The organism is Pseudomonas baetica, from assembly GCF_051216495.1.
Taxonomy (GTDB): Bacteria; Pseudomonadota; Gammaproteobacteria; order Pseudomonadales; family Pseudomonadaceae; genus Aquipseudomonas; species Aquipseudomonas baetica_B.
Genome location: NZ_JBPKAM010000013.1, coordinates 58,891 through 74,849, shown reverse-complemented (window position 1 = coordinate 74,849; position 15,959 = coordinate 58,891). Strand labels below are relative to the sequence as shown.

The following is a 15,959-nucleotide window of genomic DNA, read 5'->3' as shown; positions in this document are numbered from 1 at the left end:
CTCAAGCTGCCTGTTTTGCAGTGACGAACGCCGCAAGGCTCGCCACGTTGCTGAAGTGATTACGAGTGTCCTTGGCGTCGGCATCGATCTTGATGCCGTACTTTTTCTGGATGGCCAGGCCGAGCTCCAGGGCGTCCACCGAGTCCAGGCCCAGGCCTTCGCCGAACAGCGTCTGGTCGTCGCCGATGTCCTGGGCACTGATGTCTTCGAGGCCGAGGGCTTCGATGATCAGGTCTTTGATTTCCAGCACCAGGTTATGAGTGTTCAGATCGCTCATCTTCGGCGAGCTCCTTAATAAAGTAAGAATGCAGATAATCATTGAGCTTGCGCGAGGCCTGAGGGGCCGGGCCCAGCGCGGCGAAGGCCTGTGGGTCTATATCGGCGCCAACACGAAAACTGAAGTGCACGCGGCGTTTTGGGATCCGATACCAGGGTTCGGCCTTGGTCAATGTGGTCGGTTTGACCTTGATCACGACCGGGGTGAGGATTTTCGCACCCCGCACGGCAATTGCCGCTCCCCCCCGATGAAAGGCCGGCGCTTGGCCCGGTTGGGTGCGGGTGCCTTCGGGAAAGATGATCAGGGTCTGGCCGCTTTTGAGCGCGTCGGCGGCGGCATCGAGCATGTCCATGCTGCCGTCGTTGCTGATGTATTCGGTACGGCGCAGCGGGCTGCGGGTAAACGGGTTCTCCCAAAGGCTTTGCTTGACCACGCAGTTGGCGTGCCGTACCAGGCCGATCAGAAACACCACGTCGATCAGCGACGGGTGATTGGCGATGATCATCTGCCCGGGTCGTCCCAGCTTTTCCGCACCCTGGATGTCGTAGGTCAGCACGCCGGCGCGGGCCATGAATCGGACAAAAAACCAGAAGCAGCGACTGACGGTTTGCCGTGCGCGCAGCCGATGGGCCTCTGCATCGCCCGGCAGGCAGCTCAGCAGCGGGAAAACCACCAGGCGCAGGAACAGCCCGCCCAGCCCGAACAGGGCGAAGCTCGCGGCGGTGGCCAGCAGGCGCCAGTAATAGGCGTCGCGATTCTTTTCGGTCACGGATTGCGTTGCCAGGTCCATACACGATTTTTCCAGGCATGTTGGCAGTGGGTTTGCTGACCGAACAGCATTCGCAACAAGTTCAGTGCGTGCGGCCAGCGGGATTTGGACAACGCATCCGTGGGGCTGTTCAGGGACAACTGCCAGTCATTGCCAGGCGTGATCAGCAGGCCGACGGCATAAGGGAATGGCACATCGTCGATCCAGGCCGAGTAAGCCTCGGGCGGTTGTTCTTCGGTCACCACCAGCAACACCGCGGGCGCGCCTTCATTAAGCAGGGTCACCGCCTCCAGCATGCCGTTTTCAAGACCGTCACCGGCAGCAGCGAGGGCCGTCATTTCGCTGGTTTCGCCACGCATGATCGACCAAAGGCCGATGATCGCGTTATGTACCGACAGGCTGAACTGGGTCGGTGACAGTGGCTGATCGGCAGCCAGATCGCTGAGTATGTCGAAGGTGCGCGGGGTTTCGCCGTGGCGGGAAACAAAGACCAGCGGCAGGTCCTGGCGTCCCTCGGCCAATGGCCAGCCGACACTGAATGCCATCCGCGCCAGTCGGCTGAGGCGTCTGCGCTGCATGGCAGGCAGAAACGACACGTCGGGAGCCGCATCGCTGACCGGCAGCTCGACCGGTTGTCGGCTCCAGGCCAGCCAATCGTCCACGCTTTCGAGCCCCGGGGCCCACGCGCGCCACTGGGCGATGTTGAAATTGATCACAGACATTCATCCCGCCCCTGCGGGCCTACGTGGCGCTTGGCGCCGAGTGGTGCGCATTATCCCGGTGCCGGGAACGTGTAGCAAATGCTGGTTACATTTTGCACAGCGAGTTGTACCGACCAGATCGAAAAAATTGAGTGTTTGCCAATTATTCACATTGCAAACGGGCCGTCTGTCGGCTCTGGTTGAGGCTTGCAGACGAGTTTGCCGCTATTTCCGCGGGAAGTGACCGATGACTGTGTAGTCCGCGAGCCAGGGAGGTAGCTAAGCCATGCCGTGGACCACTACACTCGGTCATTCTTTGATACACGGAGGTCTAGACATGCGGCGCGTGGTGTTCAATCAGAAAGGTGGCGTGGGCAAATCCAGCATTGCCTGCAATCTGGCGGCGGTCAGCGCCAGCGAGGGTTATCGGACCTTGTTGGTGGATCTCGATGCCCAGGCCAACTCCACTCAGTACCTGACGGGACTCACCGGCAATGATATTCCGATGGGGATTGCCGATTTTTTCAAGCAGACCCTCTCATCCGGGCCTTTCTCCAAGAAAAACCAGGTCGATATCTACGAAACCCCGTTCGACAACCTTCATGTCATCACCGCCACGTCCGAGCTGGCGGATTTGCAGCCCAAGCTTGAAGCCAAGCACAAGATCAACAAGCTGCGAAAGTTGCTGGAAGAACTCGACGAAGACTACGATCGGATTTACCTCGATACGCCGCCAGCATTGAATTTTTATGCTGTTTCAGCGCTGATTGCTGCAGATCGCGTGCTGATTCCTTTCGATTGCGACAGTTTTTCGCGTCAGGCGCTCTACGGCCTGCTTGCGGAGATCGACGAGTTAAAGGATGACCACAACGAAGGTTTGGCGGTCGAAGGTATCGTGGTCAACCAGTTCCAGGCCCGCGCCAGCCTGCCCCAGCAAATGCTCGACGAATTGATTGCCGAAGGCTTGCCGGTACTGCCGGTGTATCTGGGCAGTTCGGTACGCATGCGCGAATCTCACCAGGCGAACATACCGTTGATCCACCTCGACCCGCGGCACAAGCTGACGCAGCAGTTTGTCGAGCTGCATAACCTGCTGGAAAACGCCTGATCTCTGCTGTTGAAACCGATCCATTGTGGGAGCGAGCCTGCTCGCGAATACGGCAGCACATTCAACACATCAGTGGCTGACATTCCGCTTTCGCGAGCAGGCTCGCTCCCACAGGTCGATCAACGCGGCCGTTAAATCCCCTGGCTACGCAGCCAGCTCATCAACTGCGGCAACGGGAAGGCCCCGCTCTGACGTGCGACTTCCCGGCCATTCCTGAACAAAATCAGGCTCGGGATCGAACGAATCCCCAATTGCGCCGACAACTGCTGATTCGCCTCGCTGTCCAGCTTGGCCAACCGGCACTTGCCCGCCAACTGCCCCGCCGCCTGTTCGAACACCGGCGCAAACGACTTGCACGGCCCGCACCAATCTGCCCAAACATCCACCAACAGCGGCAGATCGCCCTTGATCTGGCTGGCGTAGTCGCCTTGCTTCAAGTCAAAGGGTTTGTTCAGCAGTACATCGGACTTGCAGCGGCCGCATTTTGGGTGGTCGTTCAGGCGCTCGGCGGGGATGCGGTTGAGGCCGTTGCAGTGGGGGCAGGGGATGAGGAGTGGTTCTGACATGAGCGATATCCAATCGAAAGCTGATAGCACCTAGTTGGAGACGTTTGCTCATATTTCAATCGCGCAGTGTCTGGCGATAAAACTAGGCTGAGTCCTGCTGGGTCAGACCGCTGGTCTGTCGCTGAATATCGCAACTTGCGATATTTTTGATCTGTGATTAACTCCCCATAGCAGAATGCGATAAGGATATTGCATGCGAGTGTTTTCCGAAAAACGAATCTGGGACGCCAAGGAAAGATGGCCGCAAGCGGCCGGCGCACTGGACCAGTGGTATCGAACCGCAAAGCGCGTCAAGCCAAGGGATTTTGCGGAAATGAAATCTTCATTTCCCGCAACCGACAAGGTCTATGAGTTTCACGTTTTCGATATTTGCGGTAACAAATTACGGCTGATCGCCTATGTTCGATATCCGCATCAAAAAATCTACATCAAACATGTGCTGGATCACCGCGAGTATGACCGCGGTAAATGGAAGGAGGGATGAACATGAGCGTTCTGATCAAAAACGCGGCTGAGCATTGGGAGTTCGTATCGCCATTGCTGCGTAAACCCAAAAACGAAGACGACTATGATGCGCTGGTGCTGGCACTCGACGAGTTACTCGAGATGACCGGAGTTGACGAGTCGCATCCTCTGATGAGTTTGGTGGATATCATCGGTGACTGGATTGAGGAATGGGATCACAAGCATCGCCCTATGCCCGAAGCCACTGGTGCCGAAGTGCTTGGTTACATGATGCGCGAACACGGATTGACTCAAAGCGACCTGCCAGGTGTCGGCCCTCAGTCGGTTGTTTCCGAGATCCTGAGCGGAAAACGCCAGCTCAACCTGCGGCAGATCCGCTGGTTGGCCGAGCGATTCAATGTGCCAGTGGACGTCTTTATTTGAGTCGCCTCACGACGAACAACTGATCTCCAAATGCTTGCCCCACTCCGGTGGCCGCTGCGCGTAGCTTTCCATCCCAGGCTGCTCCTCGAACGGGTTGCACAACACAGCATGCAGCCGGCGAACCTCCGAGTAGTCGCCTTTTTCTGCGGCGTCGATGGCGTTTTGCGCCAGGTAGTTGCGCAGGACGTACAGCGGGTTAACGGCATGCATCCGTTGGCGACGCTGGTCCTGGTCAAGCGTGCCTTCGCGATTGATCCGGGCGACGTAGCGCTCGCCCCAGGCATCGAAGCCCTTGAGGTCGACGAAGTCATCGCGCAGACGCTGCATGGCCGCCACTGGTGACTCTTCACCGAGTCGACGGAAGAACAGGCTGTAGTCGACGCCACTGTTCTGCATCAGTTGCAGCAGTAGCTCCAGCAATTGCTGGTCATCGTCTTCAGCGGTAGTGAAGCCCAGGCGACGGCGCATCAGGTCCAGGTAATGGGCCTGGAACAGCGGCAGGTACAAACCGAGGGTTTCGCGCAGGGCCTCGACACTAATGAATGGCGTCAGGGCCTGGGCCAGGGCGCTGAGGTTCCATTGACCGATCGGCACCTGATTGCTGAAGGAGTAGCGACCCCGGTCATCGGAGTGGTTACAGATAAAGTTAGCGTCGAAGTCGTCAAGGAAGGCGAAGGGGCCGAAGTCGAAGGTAATGCCCAGGATCGACATGTTGTCGGTGTTCATTACGCCGTGGCAGAAGCCATAAGCCTGCCATTTGGCGATCAATTCGGCATTGCGCTCGACGATTTCGCGGAACATCGCCAGATAGGGTTCCGGCTGTTCAAGACACTCAGGAAAATGCATGGCGAGTACGTGGTCGCCAAGCACCTTTTGCATCTCGGGGCGCTTGGTGTAGTAGAAGTATTCGAAATGTCCGAAACGCACATGGCTTGGTGCCAGACGCAGGAGCATGGCCGCGCGTTCCTGTTTCTCGCGCCAGACCGGCGTGTCGGAGCCAATCACGCACAGTGCCCGGGTGGTCGGGATGTTCAGCGCATGCAGGGCTTCGGAGGCGAGGAATTCGCGGATCGAGGACCGCAGCACCGCCCGCCCGTCACCCATGCGCGAAAAGGGAGTCTGCCCGGCACCCTTGAGGTGCAGGTCCCAATGCTCGCCAGCCTCGTTGTACACCTCGCCCAGCAACAGACCGCGCCCATCGCCCAACTGCGGGTTGTAGGAGCCGAACTGGTGACCGGAATAGACCATCGCCCTCGGGGTCGCGTCGGCCCAGAGCTTGTGGCCGCTGAACAGCTCGGCGAACTCCGGGGTTTCGGCCGCCGACGGGTCGAGGTCCAGCAACGCCATGGCGGCGGGGCTGGCAACTACCATACGCGGATTGTCGATCGGCTCGGGCAGCACATGGGCGGAAAACGCATCGCCCAGGCGGTCGAAGCGATTATCGAAGGTCAGTTCGTCGAGGGCTTTCAAAGGCCGGCTCCAGCAGAATGTCCGAGCATTCTGCTGGGGAATGGCCGGTTAGTCGAGTTTGGCGGCGGGCGGTGCCAGCGGCGGTTGCTTGTCATCGTTGAGTGGCACGATGGTTTTGGCTTCCGGCTCGATGGGTACCATCTTGTATTCCTGGCCATGAAGGTTCTTGAGGTAGACCTCCATCTGCCGGAACGAGATGTTGATGTGCTGCTTCTTGAACTCGCGGTTGATGAAGCGGTTGACCTCGTCGAGCACCGGGTTGCGGTCGCCGAGGTCGCGCACATGCATGCGCAACTCGTGGTCGAGCGTGCTTTCGCCGAAGTTCAGGAAGTACACGTGCGGCTCCGGCTCCTTGAGCACCCGTGGGTTTTCCCGCGCGGCTTTCAACAGTAGCTCTTTCACCAGGTCCAGGTCCGAGCCGTAATCGACCCCGAGTTTGAGCGTCACCCGGGTGATGGTGTCGGTCAGGGACCAGTTGATCAGTTGCCCGGTAATGAACGTCTTGTTCGGGACGATGATGTCCTTGCGGTCGAAGTCGGTGATGGTCGTGGCACGGATACGGATCTTGCTCACCGTACCCGACAGGTTGCCGATGGTGATCGTGTCGCCGATCCGTACCGGGCGCTCGAACAGGATCATGATGCCGGAGATGAAGTTGGCGAAAATCTCCTGCATACCAAAGCCCAGGCCCACCGACAGCGCCGCCACCAGCCACTGCAACTTGTCCCAGCTGACGCCGAGCGTCGAGAGGGTCGAGACAAAGCCGACGCCGGCGATCACGTAGGACAGCAGCGTGGTCGTGGCATACGCGCTGCCTTGGGCCAGATTCAGTTTCGATAGCACGAACACTTCCAGCAGGCCTGGCAGGTTGCGAGCGAGGGCGAAGGTAATGCCGACAATGATCAGCGCGCCGAGCATGTCGCCGATGCTTATCGGCACCATGCTCATGTTGGCGCCGGTGCCGCTGGTGTATTCGTAGAGGGTGATGTTGTCCAGGTACGAAAACACCGTGATCAGGTCGGCCCAGGCCCAGTACAGCAGTGCCATGAAGCCGCCGAGCAGTGCCAGGCGGATCAGGCGCAGGGACTGTTCGTTGACCTTCTCTATGTCCATGGTCGGCTCTTCGATGACCGCTTCGCCATCGCCGGCTTCTTTCGCGGCCTGGCGTTTGGCCAGGGCGCGATGGTAGGCCAGGCGGCGTGCCGCAACGCTCAGGCCGCGCACGAAGGTGGCTTCGATCACTATCCAGAACATCAGCAGGTACAGGGTGTTGATCAACCGGTCGCTGAGCTTCAGCGCGGTGTAGTAGTAGCCGAAGCACACGGCGATGAACAAGGCGACCGGCAGGGCAGTGAACATAACGGCCACGGCCTTGCGGAACAGCGGTGCATTTTCGTGGGTCGGGCTGCTGAGCAGCAGGCGGCTGAGCAGCCAGGTCATCAAGGCATAGCAGATCAGTACCACCGGCATGCCCAGCACATCGTCGGCCAGGGCCGCCGGCTGCAGTTCGGCCACCGCCACCACGGCGACCAGTGCCATCACCACCATGCCGAGCCGGCGGACCCAGCCGCGGAGGAATTCGACCTGGGGTTTTTCCCAGCGGAAATGCAGCTCAGCCACGCCGCCCGGCGCCAGGATGCGATAGGCGGTGTAGAACACCAGCCAGGCCTGGGCCATTTGCAGCAAGGCCGCACCCATGTTGGCATTCTGCCCGCGAGCGTCGATTTGCAGGGCCAGGCCGCATAAGGCAAGGCCCAACGACACCGGCATCGCCAGCAAGATATTGATCAGAATCGCCTGCGGTGTGTGCCACTGGCTGTCGCGCTTGAAGTGGCCGATGTCCTGGTGAACCTTGTTCAGTCGGGCATAGAGTTGCTTGCGACGCCACAGCAGTGCACCGATCAGCAGCGCCAGTGGCAGGAACAGCAATGGCCGCTGGGTCAGGCCGTCGGTCAGTTCGCTCAGGCTGGAAGCCAGGGGAAGCGTATCGATCTGGCGCTTCAGGCGATCCGGCACGCCGCGTATCCATTCCACATCCAGTGGCTTGTTGCTGGGAATCCAGAACATCTGCTCATCGAGCGTTGCCCGCAGGCTTTGTGCGGTGCTCAGCAGTTGCTTCTGGTTCAGTTGCAGGGTGATGGATTCGTTGAGCACGGCGCTCAGTTCGCGACTCAGCCGTTCCAGCAAGTCTGCACGGGTGGTGGCCAGTTCCAGCAGGCTCTTGCGCAGCTGCGGGGTGACTTGCTCGGGAGGTTGGGTCGCCAGCAGGTTTTCGACGTAGGTGATCGGGTTGCTGAGCAACTCTCGTTGCTGGCTGACTTCGAACTGATACAGGCGAATGTCGGCGATCTGGTCGGCCAGGTCGCGGTCGACCCTGAGGCGCGGCAAGGCTTGTTTCTGTTTGTAGAGAATCTTCGAGAGCAGCAGGCTGCCCTTGAGCACGTTGATCTGTTCGTCCAGGGCCGAATCGCTTTGGGTCACGCTGTCCAGTTGTTGTTTGGTCTGCAGGTTCTTCTGGGTGACTTCGTTGAGGCGGTCGGTGCTTTTGAGCAAATAGTCGGAAAGCTTCAGGTTGGCGGCGCTTTCGGTGGCCAGCAGGCTGCTGCCACCGGCCTTCTGCGCTTCGATCGATTGCTGTGTCACCGTCTCCTGGGATTGAGCCAGGCGCTTCTGGTTGATCAGGTTTTGTAGCTCCTGGATCTCATGATCCAGGCGGTCGGATCGCTCCGACAGCAAGTCATGTTGGCTGTTACCCAGGTCTTGCAACTGAGTGTTGCCGGCCAATTCCTGGCGGCGCAGAGGGATCAGGGCATTGAGTGCTGCCAGTTCGGCGTTGAGCTGGTCACGCTGCTCGGCGCTCAAGGTCTTGCCGCTGTCCTTGCCGGACTTGAGGATGTTGTTGATCTGCTGGATGCGCGTCTGACTGGAAGCAATTTCCGCCTGGGCACGCTCGGGACGCGTCTGGGCGGTAATGATCAGGCTGTTGGCGTCGGCCAGGGCTTTTTGCAGATCGGCTTGCTGGGTCGAGCGCTCGGTGAGCATTTGCTCGAGCTGTGGAATCGACTCCTTGGTAAAGCGCTGGGCAACCGGCAGCACAGTGCTGGCCTTCAGGCGTGTCAGCTCACGCTGGTTCTCGACGGTCTGCTTGGGGGCTGTGGCCAATTGCTGCTTGAGATCGCTGAGCTTCTGCTCGTAATCACGCCGATTGTTGAGCTGCGTGAGCGTGCCCTGCAGCACCGACTGCAAGGCTTTTTGATCGGCCTCCGGCAGTTTGCGGTCGGCGATTTTGTCCAGGCTTGCCTGCACGGATTCGCGGGTGGGTGGTTCGGCGGCTTGCAGCGTGCCGACGGAGAGGCTCAGGCCCAACAGGACCATGACGAAAAAGGTGCGCAGGCTTGACATAAAGACCGATCAAAAAACAGGACGAAGTATGGAGTTTAGAGGAAGAGACCCGGACCCGGGCGACTTCCTTCGGGGAATCTGACGCCCACTTTGCCGATCTTGTTCCCGTCCATGACCGCGACGGTCCAGATAGTGTTGTTCCATTCCACCTGGTCACCGACCACCGGTGCGCCCCCTACTTTCTGGGCAATGAAGCGGCCCAGGGACATGTCCGGATCGATGCCTTCGACCTTCAGCCCGTACAGGGCAGCAACCGCGGCCAGCTGGGCGTCTCCTTCGAGTACGAAGTCGCCGAAGAAGCGCAAATCGAGGCCGCGCTGCGGCGCCTGGCTAAACAGTTTTCCGAGGGCGGGCAGGTTGTGTTCGTGGCCAATTACACAGAGCAAATCGTCGACTTCCAGCACCGTACTACCCGACGGATGGAGCAGTTGCTCGCCACGAAACAGGGCAGCGATCCGGGTACCTTCGGGCATTTTCAGTTCACGCAGGTGCGAACCGATGCACCATTTTTCCGCGCCGAGACGATAAACGAACAGCTCCCATTCGCTGGTCACATGCACTTCCAGGGCGGAGCGGGAGATCGGTGCCGGTTCCGGAGGCACTGTCACCTTCAACAGTTTGGCGATCCACGGCAGGCTCGTGCCCTGCACCAGCAGCGACACCAGCACAATAAAGAACGCGAGGTTGAAATAGAGCTGGGCGTTGGGCAGGCCCGCCATCAGCGGGAACACCGCCAGAATGATCGGCACCGCGCCGCGCAAGCCAACCCAGGAAATGAAGGCCTTTTCGCGTCCATGGAAGGCCTTGAACGGCAGCAGGCCAACCAGCACCGACAACGGCCGGGCAAACAGAATCATCCACAGCGCCAGGCCCAGGGCCGGCAAGGCAATCGGCAGCAGGTCGTGGGGCGTGACCAGCAGCCCCAGCACCAGGAACATGCCGATTTGCGCCAGCCAGGCCATGCCGTCGAGCATATGCAGGATGCCGTGGCGACTGCGCACCGGACGGTTGCCGATCACCAGGCCGCACAGGTACACCGCCAGAAAGCCGCTGCCATGCAGGGCGTTGGTCAGGGCAAACACCACCAGACCGCCGGCGATGACCAGGATCGGATAGAGGCCGGTGGCCAGGTTGATGCGGTTGACCAGCTGGAGCATGAGCCAGCCGCCGCCCAGACCGATGACGGAGCCGATGCCGAACTCGCGCAACAGGTGAGTCAGCAGGCTCCAGTGCAGGCCCGTCTGGCCGCTGGCGAGCATGTCGATGAGGGTCACGGTGAGGAACACGGCCATCGGGTCGTTGCTGCCGGACTCGATTTCCAGGCTCGCGGTCACCCGTTCGTTCAGCCCCTTGCCGCCCAACAATGAAAACACCGCGGCGGCGTCTGTGGAGCCGACGATGGCGCCGATCAGCAGGCCTTGAATCAGGTTCAGGTCGAACAGCCACGCGGCGGCCATGCCGGTCAACCCGGTGGTAATCAACACCCCGACCGTGGCCAGTGACAACGCCGGCCATAACGCCACGCGGAAACTCGACACCCGGGTGCGCAAACCGCCGTCCAGCAGGATCACCGCCAGTGCGAGGTTGCCGACCAGATAAGCAGTGGGATAGTTATCAAAGATGATGCCCCCGCCATCGACACCGGCGGCCATGCCCACGGCCAGGATGATGACCAGAATCGGAATGCCGAGGCGCGAAGAAAGTGAGCTCACCAGAATGCTCGCACCTACCAGCAACGCGCCGATCAAGAACAGGCTGTTGATGGTCGTCGCATTCAAAGGCAGTACTCCAAAAAGCTGAAAGGCGGGCACAAACTGACCATGCAGTCTGCGTGCCAGCGATTCTAACCTGCTGAAATGTGATGCTGTCAAAAAGCTTTTTGGTTACCTCATACCCTTGTAGGCGCGAGCCTGCTCGCGATGGTCGTTAACGATAACGAGGGCTGCCTGAAAGCACGCGGTGCCTGTGTCTCCATCGCGAGCAGGCTTGCTCCCACAAAGGGCGGGCGACGAAGTGCAGGAACCAGATCGGCCAATCACAGTCTTTAAAGTTCGCGAGAAAGGTCACTGGCCAGGAAAATCAAGGCTTTGCGCCTGTATAACCCTGGCATCCACGGTGAGTTTTCTTTATCGTACGCGCCCTTTGAAAATGCCTGGATATCAAAATGTTGGAAGCCTCCCTAAGCCAATTGGAACAACTGGTCAGCGACCTGGTACAGCAGAATCAGACCCTGATCGGCACTAACCAAGCCTTGAGCGCGGAACTGGCTCAGGCCAAGGATGAAAACGAAAGCCTGCAACTGAGCCTGATGGAGCAGGAAGAAAAGCACGGCGCCACGGCGGCACGCATTCAGGCTTTGGTTGAGCGCGTCAGCGCTGGGCCCGTCAGCGCATGAGTTACGGCGCAGGGGTAAAAGTCGTCTCGATCCTGGGGGAGGACTATTCGATCAAGGCACCGGCCGGGGAGGAGCAAACCCTGCTGGATGCTGCGTTGATGTTGAAGGCTGCCCTGGCCGAGACCAAAAAGAAGTACCCGACATTGATCGGTGACCGATTGCTGGTGCTGGCCGCGATGAATCTGTGTTCCCAGCAGATCGAGATGCAAAAGCAGCACAAGCTCGAACTCGACCGTTACCAAGAGCAAGTCAGCGCCACGGTTGAAGTGATCTCCAAGACGATCAATCAGGCTTGACTGATTGTGCGCACAACCAAGGAATAAATTGTCGGTTTAGCTGTATACAATCGGCATGGCTGTTGCAGTGTTTCAGCCTCTTATTCTTTGGGGGTGCTCCATGCAGTTCTGGCGACGCAGTATTCAATGGCAGTTGATCTTGAGCATGGGCAGTGCCCTGCTGGTCAGCATGCTGATTGTGGTTGGCATTTATACCCTTGTGGTCAACCGTCTCGCCCAGAGCTATCTGGTCGAACAAGCGTTGCCGTCGAGCATCGAAGCGATGCGCAACGACATCGAGCGAATCCTCGTTCAACCCCTCACCGCGGCCAAGGATATCGCCAGCAACAGCATGGTGCGTGATTGGCTGGCCGGGGGTGAAGACCCAGCCCGGACCGCAGGGTTCGTGCAGTATCTGGAGGGCCTTCGCGCCGAGCATAAGGCCTTTACAGCGCTGATTATCGGGACTTCCAACCGTTACTACACGGAGAAAGGCCTGGACCGGACCCTGAGCCGATCCAACCCAAATGACGGCTGGTTCTACTCGTTTCTCGACAGCAATCAGCCGCGCACCCTCAATATCGATAACGACAAGGCCACCGGAGAATTGGCGCTGTTCATCGACTTCAAAGTCGAGCAGGCCGGCAAAGTCGTGGGCGTTGCCGGGCTTGGCCTGAGCATGAAAGAGCTATCGGAGTTGATCCACAACTTCAGCTTCGGGGAGCGCGGCAAGGTCTATCTGGTGCGTTCTGACGGTTTGATTCAGGTTCATCCCGAGGCGCAATTCAGCGGCAAGCGCACCCTGAGCGAACAGATTGGCGAGTCGGCCGCGCAAGCCGCCATGGGTCAAAAAGTTGCCACGAGCGTCAACTTTTTGCGCAATGGCGAGGACTTTCTGGCATTGAGTCTGCCACTGCGGGACTTGGGCTGGACGTTGGTGGCCGAAGTGCCGCAATCGCAAATCTACGCCGAGGCGCGGCGCGCCATGTGGATGAGCAGCGGCATTGGCCTGGCTGTGGCGTTGGTGTGCCTGTTGCTGGTGGTATTGCTGGCTCGCGGTTTGGTGCGTCCGATTCGCCAAGTAACAGCCGCGCTGGTGGCCATCGGTAGCGGTGGTGGAGATTTGACTCACCGGTTAGATTCCGGCCGTGCCGATGAGCTGGGTGACCTGGCGCGTGGTTTCAATCGGTTCCTCGACAGTCAACGCGACATGATTGGTGAAGTGCTGACCACCAGCGAACGCTTGCGCACGGCGGTCGGCCAGGTAGCGCGGGTGGTGGACAACACCGCACAGCGTTCCGGTCGGCAGCAGGAGATGACCGACATGGTCGCCACCGCCGTTCACGAAATGGGCCTGACCGTACAGGAAATCGCGCAGAACGCCGGCAATGCGGCGCTCGCCTCGCAAACGGCTCGCGATGAGGCGATGCAGGCGCGGGAAGTGGTCGGCGGCTCGATTCGCCATATCGAAGGCATGTCTGACGAAATTGGAGTCGCCGCCAGTGCGGTGGGCGAATTGGCCGATCAGGTGGCGTCGATCGATCAGGTGCTGGCGGTGATTCGCGGGATTTCCGAGCAGACCAACCTGCTGGCTTTGAACGCGGCCATCGAAGCGGCAAGGGCAGGGGATATGGGGCGTGGATTCGCGGTGGTTGCCGATGAAGTCCGCACCTTGGCTCGACGTACACAGTCTTCTACCGATGAAATCCAGCAGATCATCGGCAGCCTCAAGCAGGGCGCCGAGAATGCGGTGTCTTCGATGCATACCGGGCAAGCAGCGACGGGCACCGGCGTTGAATCCAGTCAGAAGACCGGGATATCGCTGACGGCGATTACCGGCCAGATCGAACGCATCAGTGACATGAACCATCAGGTCGCGACTGCGACGGAAGAGCAGTCGGCAGTGACTGAAGAGATCAATCGCAACGTGCAGGGGATTTCCGATCTGGCGCGGGCGACGGCGGGAGAGGTCAGGGCTTGTCGGGAAGATTGTCAGACGTTGCAGCGGTTGGCCGATGATTTGGCGCGGCAGATGGGTGGGTTCAAGCTGGGTTGATGTTTTGCCGGTGCGGGCCTCCTCGCGAGCAAGCCCGCTCCCACAGGGGAATGCATTCCAGTGTGGGAGCGAGCCTGCTCGCGAATGTTAGCTGCGCCAAGGATTCGGGATCAGAACCACTCATCCTGCATGTTCAGGCAAACATCATCCCGAGCCTCAAGAATCGCCAGCTCATGATGGCAGCCCGGAATTTCCCAGGTCAGGAAGTAGCGCGCCGCCTGCAACTTACCTTTATAGAAACTTGCATCCGCCGCATTCCCCCTGGCCAGCCCTTCCTCGGCGCGAATGGCTTGTTCCAGCCAACGCCAGCCGATCACCGTGTGGCCGAACACTTTGAGATACAGCGCCGAGTTCGCCAGGCTGCTGTTGACCTTGCCTTGAGCCAGGTCCGTCAGCAGGCCGATGGTCACGGTTTGCAGGCGCGACACCAGTTTCTCCAGCGGCTCACGCAGTGCGGTCAGTGACTCATGGGCTTGGGCGCGTTCGGCGGTGTCGGCGATCAGGCGGATCAGTTGCTTGAGTCCGGCGCCACCGTTCTGCGCCAGTTTGCGGCCCAGCAAGTCCAGTGACTGAATGCCGTGAGTGCCTTCGTGGATCGGGTTCAAGCGATTGTCGCGGTAGTACTGCTCAACCGGGTACTCGCGGGTGTAGCCATGGCCGCCGAGGATCTGGATCGCCAGTTCGTTGGCCTTCAGGCAGAACTCCGACGGCCAGGATTTGACGATCGGCGTCAGCAAATCCAGTAGCTCATGAGCCTGCTTGCGTTCGGCCTCGGTTTCAAGAGTCGTGGTGTCATCGAACAGTCGTGCAGCGTACAAGCCCAAGTCGAACGAACCTTCGACGTAGGCCTTTTGGGTCAGCAGCATACGTTTGACGTCGGCGTGCTGAATGATCGCCACCGGTGCGGTGTTCGGGTCTTTGCTGTCCGGCACGCGACCTTGCGGACGCTCCCGGGCGTACTCCAGCGAATACAGATAGCCCGCATAGCCGAGCATCACCGCACCCATGCCGACGCCGATCCGCGCTTCGTTCATCATCTGGAACATGTAGCTCAAGCCGTGGTGCGGTTTGCCCACCAGATAGCCGACACACTCACCGTTATCGCCGAAATTCAGCGCGGTGGAGGTGGTGCCGCGCCAGCCCATCTTGTGGAACAGGCCGGCCAGCAGCACATCGTTGCGCTTGCCGAGGCTGCCGTCATCGTTGACCAGGAACTTGGGCACGATGAACAGCGAAATACCTTTCACCCCGGCCGGCGCATCCGGGAGCTTGGCCAGCACCATGTGCACGATGTTTTCCGACAGCGGATGATCGCCGCCGGAGATGAAAATCTTGTTGCCCTTCAGGCGATAGGTGCCGTCGGGTGCAGGCTCGGCGCGGGTGCGAATATCCGACAGTGACGACCCCGCATGGGGTTCGGTCAGGGCCATGGTGCCGAAGAAGCGCCCGTCGATCATCGGCTGCAGGAAGCGGCGTTTTTGCTCATCGGTGCCGAAGCTTTCGATGAGGTTCGCCGCGCCCATGGTCAGGAACGGGTACGAAGTCGACGCCGCGTTGGCCGATTGAAAGTGGGCGAAGCAGGCCTGGGATAGCAGCGTAGGGAGTTGCATGCCGCCGGCGTCGAAACTGCGCGCCGCATTGAGGAAGCCGGCTTCGAGGAAGGCGTCTACCGCGGGTTTGACTTCCGGTATCAGAATCGCTTGACCGTCTTCGTAGCGTGGCTCGTTCTCGTCACCCTTGCGGTTGTGCGGGGCAAAGAACTTCTCGGCAATGTTGCGGGCGGTGCCAAGGGCGGCATCGAAGGTTTCACGGTTGTGTTCGGCAAAGCGCTCACGCCGGGTCAGGCCCTCGGCATCAAGGACTTCATACAGCTCGAAAGCCAGATTGCGGGAACTGAGCAACGTCTCGGACATGGCGGCCTACCTTTTATTGGAATGGGCCGAGTCTAGGTTGGGGAATAGTGGTTGAACAGGATGATTGATGTGCGTGATGGTGGGGCAGAGCGACGACTTAGCAGGTGCCACAAACAATTGTGGGAGCGAGCCTGCTCGC

The 15,959-nt window shown here is 59.6% G+C and carries 14 protein-coding genes and 1 pseudogene; 7 read left to right on the top strand and 8 right to left on the bottom strand.

Features of this window, described 5'->3' with window-relative positions; genetic code table 11:
- Position 1: 1 nt before the first annotated feature.
- The 3 genes from ACSFE6_RS07575 to ACSFE6_RS07565 are packed head-to-tail and all read right to left on the bottom strand — an operon-like array spanning position 2 to position 1,768.
- Complete coding sequence (locus ACSFE6_RS07575) at positions 2-277, bottom strand: phosphopantetheine-binding protein (protein ID WP_175387804.1); 276 nt, start codon at positions 275-277, stop codon at positions 2-4.
- The gene (locus ACSFE6_RS07570) at positions 255-1,067 is read right to left on the bottom strand and encodes a lysophospholipid acyltransferase family protein (protein ID WP_435427018.1); all 813 of its coding nucleotides are present in this window, start codon (positions 1,065-1,067) and stop codon (positions 255-257) included. The genes ACSFE6_RS07575 and ACSFE6_RS07570 overlap by 23 nt, the downstream gene beginning before the upstream one ends.
- The gene (locus tag ACSFE6_RS07565) at positions 1,043-1,768 is read right to left on the bottom strand and encodes a beta-ketoacyl synthase chain length factor (protein WP_435427017.1); all 726 of its coding nucleotides are present in this window, start codon (positions 1,766-1,768) and stop codon (positions 1,043-1,045) included. The genes ACSFE6_RS07570 and ACSFE6_RS07565 overlap by 25 nt, the downstream gene beginning before the upstream one ends.
- Before the next feature lie 316 nt (positions 1,769-2,084).
- On the opposite strand from ACSFE6_RS07565, the gene ACSFE6_RS07560 reads away from it, so the two are divergent.
- Positions 2,085-2,855, top strand: coding sequence for a ParA family protein (locus tag ACSFE6_RS07560; protein ID WP_435427016.1), 771 nt, complete (start codon positions 2,085-2,087; stop codon positions 2,853-2,855).
- A 131-nt stretch (positions 2,856-2,986) separates the two neighbouring features.
- Here the strand turns inward: ACSFE6_RS07560 and trxC are convergent, their stop codons facing one another.
- Positions 2,987-3,421 carry a thioredoxin TrxC gene (trxC, locus tag ACSFE6_RS07555; protein ID WP_435427015.1) on the bottom strand — a complete coding sequence of 145 codons (435 nt, stop codon included), beginning with the start codon at positions 3,419-3,421 and terminating at the stop codon, positions 2,987-2,989.
- Positions 3,422-3,614: 193 nt separating this feature from the next.
- Between trxC and ACSFE6_RS07550 the strand changes: the two genes are divergently transcribed.
- Both ACSFE6_RS07550 and ACSFE6_RS07545 read left to right on the top strand, forming a co-directional pair.
- Complete coding sequence (locus ACSFE6_RS07550) at positions 3,615-3,905, top strand: type II toxin-antitoxin system HigB family toxin (protein ID WP_435427014.1); 291 nt, start codon at positions 3,615-3,617, stop codon at positions 3,903-3,905.
- Between the two features lie 2 nt (positions 3,906-3,907).
- Entirely contained in the window at positions 3,908-4,309 is a 402-nt protein-coding gene (locus ACSFE6_RS07545; protein ID WP_435427013.1) for a helix-turn-helix domain-containing protein, read from the top strand.
- 6 nt (positions 4,310-4,315) lie between these two features.
- On the opposite strand, the gene selO is transcribed toward ACSFE6_RS07545, so the two are convergent.
- The 3 genes from selO to ACSFE6_RS07530 are packed head-to-tail and all read right to left on the bottom strand — an operon-like array spanning position 4,316 to position 10,959.
- A complete protein-coding gene (gene selO / locus ACSFE6_RS07540; protein WP_435427012.1) occupies positions 4,316-5,779 on the bottom strand; it encodes a protein adenylyltransferase SelO in 1,464 nt (487 codons plus the stop codon).
- Positions 5,780-5,827: 48 nt separating this feature from the next.
- Positions 5,828-9,181, bottom strand: coding sequence for a mechanosensitive channel MscK (gene mscK / locus ACSFE6_RS07535; RefSeq protein ID WP_435427011.1), 3,354 nt, complete (start codon positions 9,179-9,181; stop codon positions 5,828-5,830).
- A 35-nt stretch (positions 9,182-9,216) separates the two neighbouring features.
- Complete coding sequence (locus tag ACSFE6_RS07530) at positions 9,217-10,959, bottom strand: potassium/proton antiporter (RefSeq protein ID WP_435427010.1); 1,743 nt, start codon at positions 10,957-10,959, stop codon at positions 9,217-9,219.
- 386 nt (positions 10,960-11,345) lie between these two features.
- Between ACSFE6_RS07530 and ACSFE6_RS07525 the strand changes: the two genes are divergently transcribed.
- The 4 genes and pseudogenes from ACSFE6_RS07525 (at position 11,346) to ACSFE6_RS07510 (ending at position 13,907) form a co-directional block, all read left to right on the top strand.
- Entirely contained in the window at positions 11,346-11,576 is a 231-nt protein-coding gene (locus tag ACSFE6_RS07525; RefSeq protein ID WP_435427009.1) for a hypothetical protein, read from the top strand.
- Positions 11,573-11,872, top strand: a complete 300-nt coding sequence (locus tag ACSFE6_RS07520; protein ID WP_435427008.1) for a cell division protein ZapA — start codon at positions 11,573-11,575, stop codon at positions 11,870-11,872. Before ACSFE6_RS07525 ends, ACSFE6_RS07520 begins: the two co-directional genes overlap by 4 nt.
- Positions 11,873-11,927: 55 nt before the next feature.
- Positions 11,928-13,043 (top strand): annotated as a pseudogene (locus ACSFE6_RS07515) (HAMP domain-containing protein); the annotation flags it as partial.
- An 18-nt stretch (positions 13,044-13,061) separates the two neighbouring features.
- Positions 13,062-13,907 (top strand): methyl-accepting chemotaxis protein, encoded by an 846-nt coding sequence (locus ACSFE6_RS07510; protein ID WP_435427031.1) that lies wholly within the window; start codon positions 13,062-13,064, stop codon positions 13,905-13,907.
- A 110-nt stretch (positions 13,908-14,017) separates the two neighbouring features.
- Here ACSFE6_RS07510 and ACSFE6_RS07505 read toward each other — a convergent pair whose 3' ends face one another.
- Complete coding sequence (locus tag ACSFE6_RS07505) at positions 14,018-15,820, bottom strand: acyl-CoA dehydrogenase (RefSeq protein ID WP_435427007.1); 1,803 nt, start codon at positions 15,818-15,820, stop codon at positions 14,018-14,020.
- Positions 15,821-15,959 lie beyond the last annotated feature (139 nt).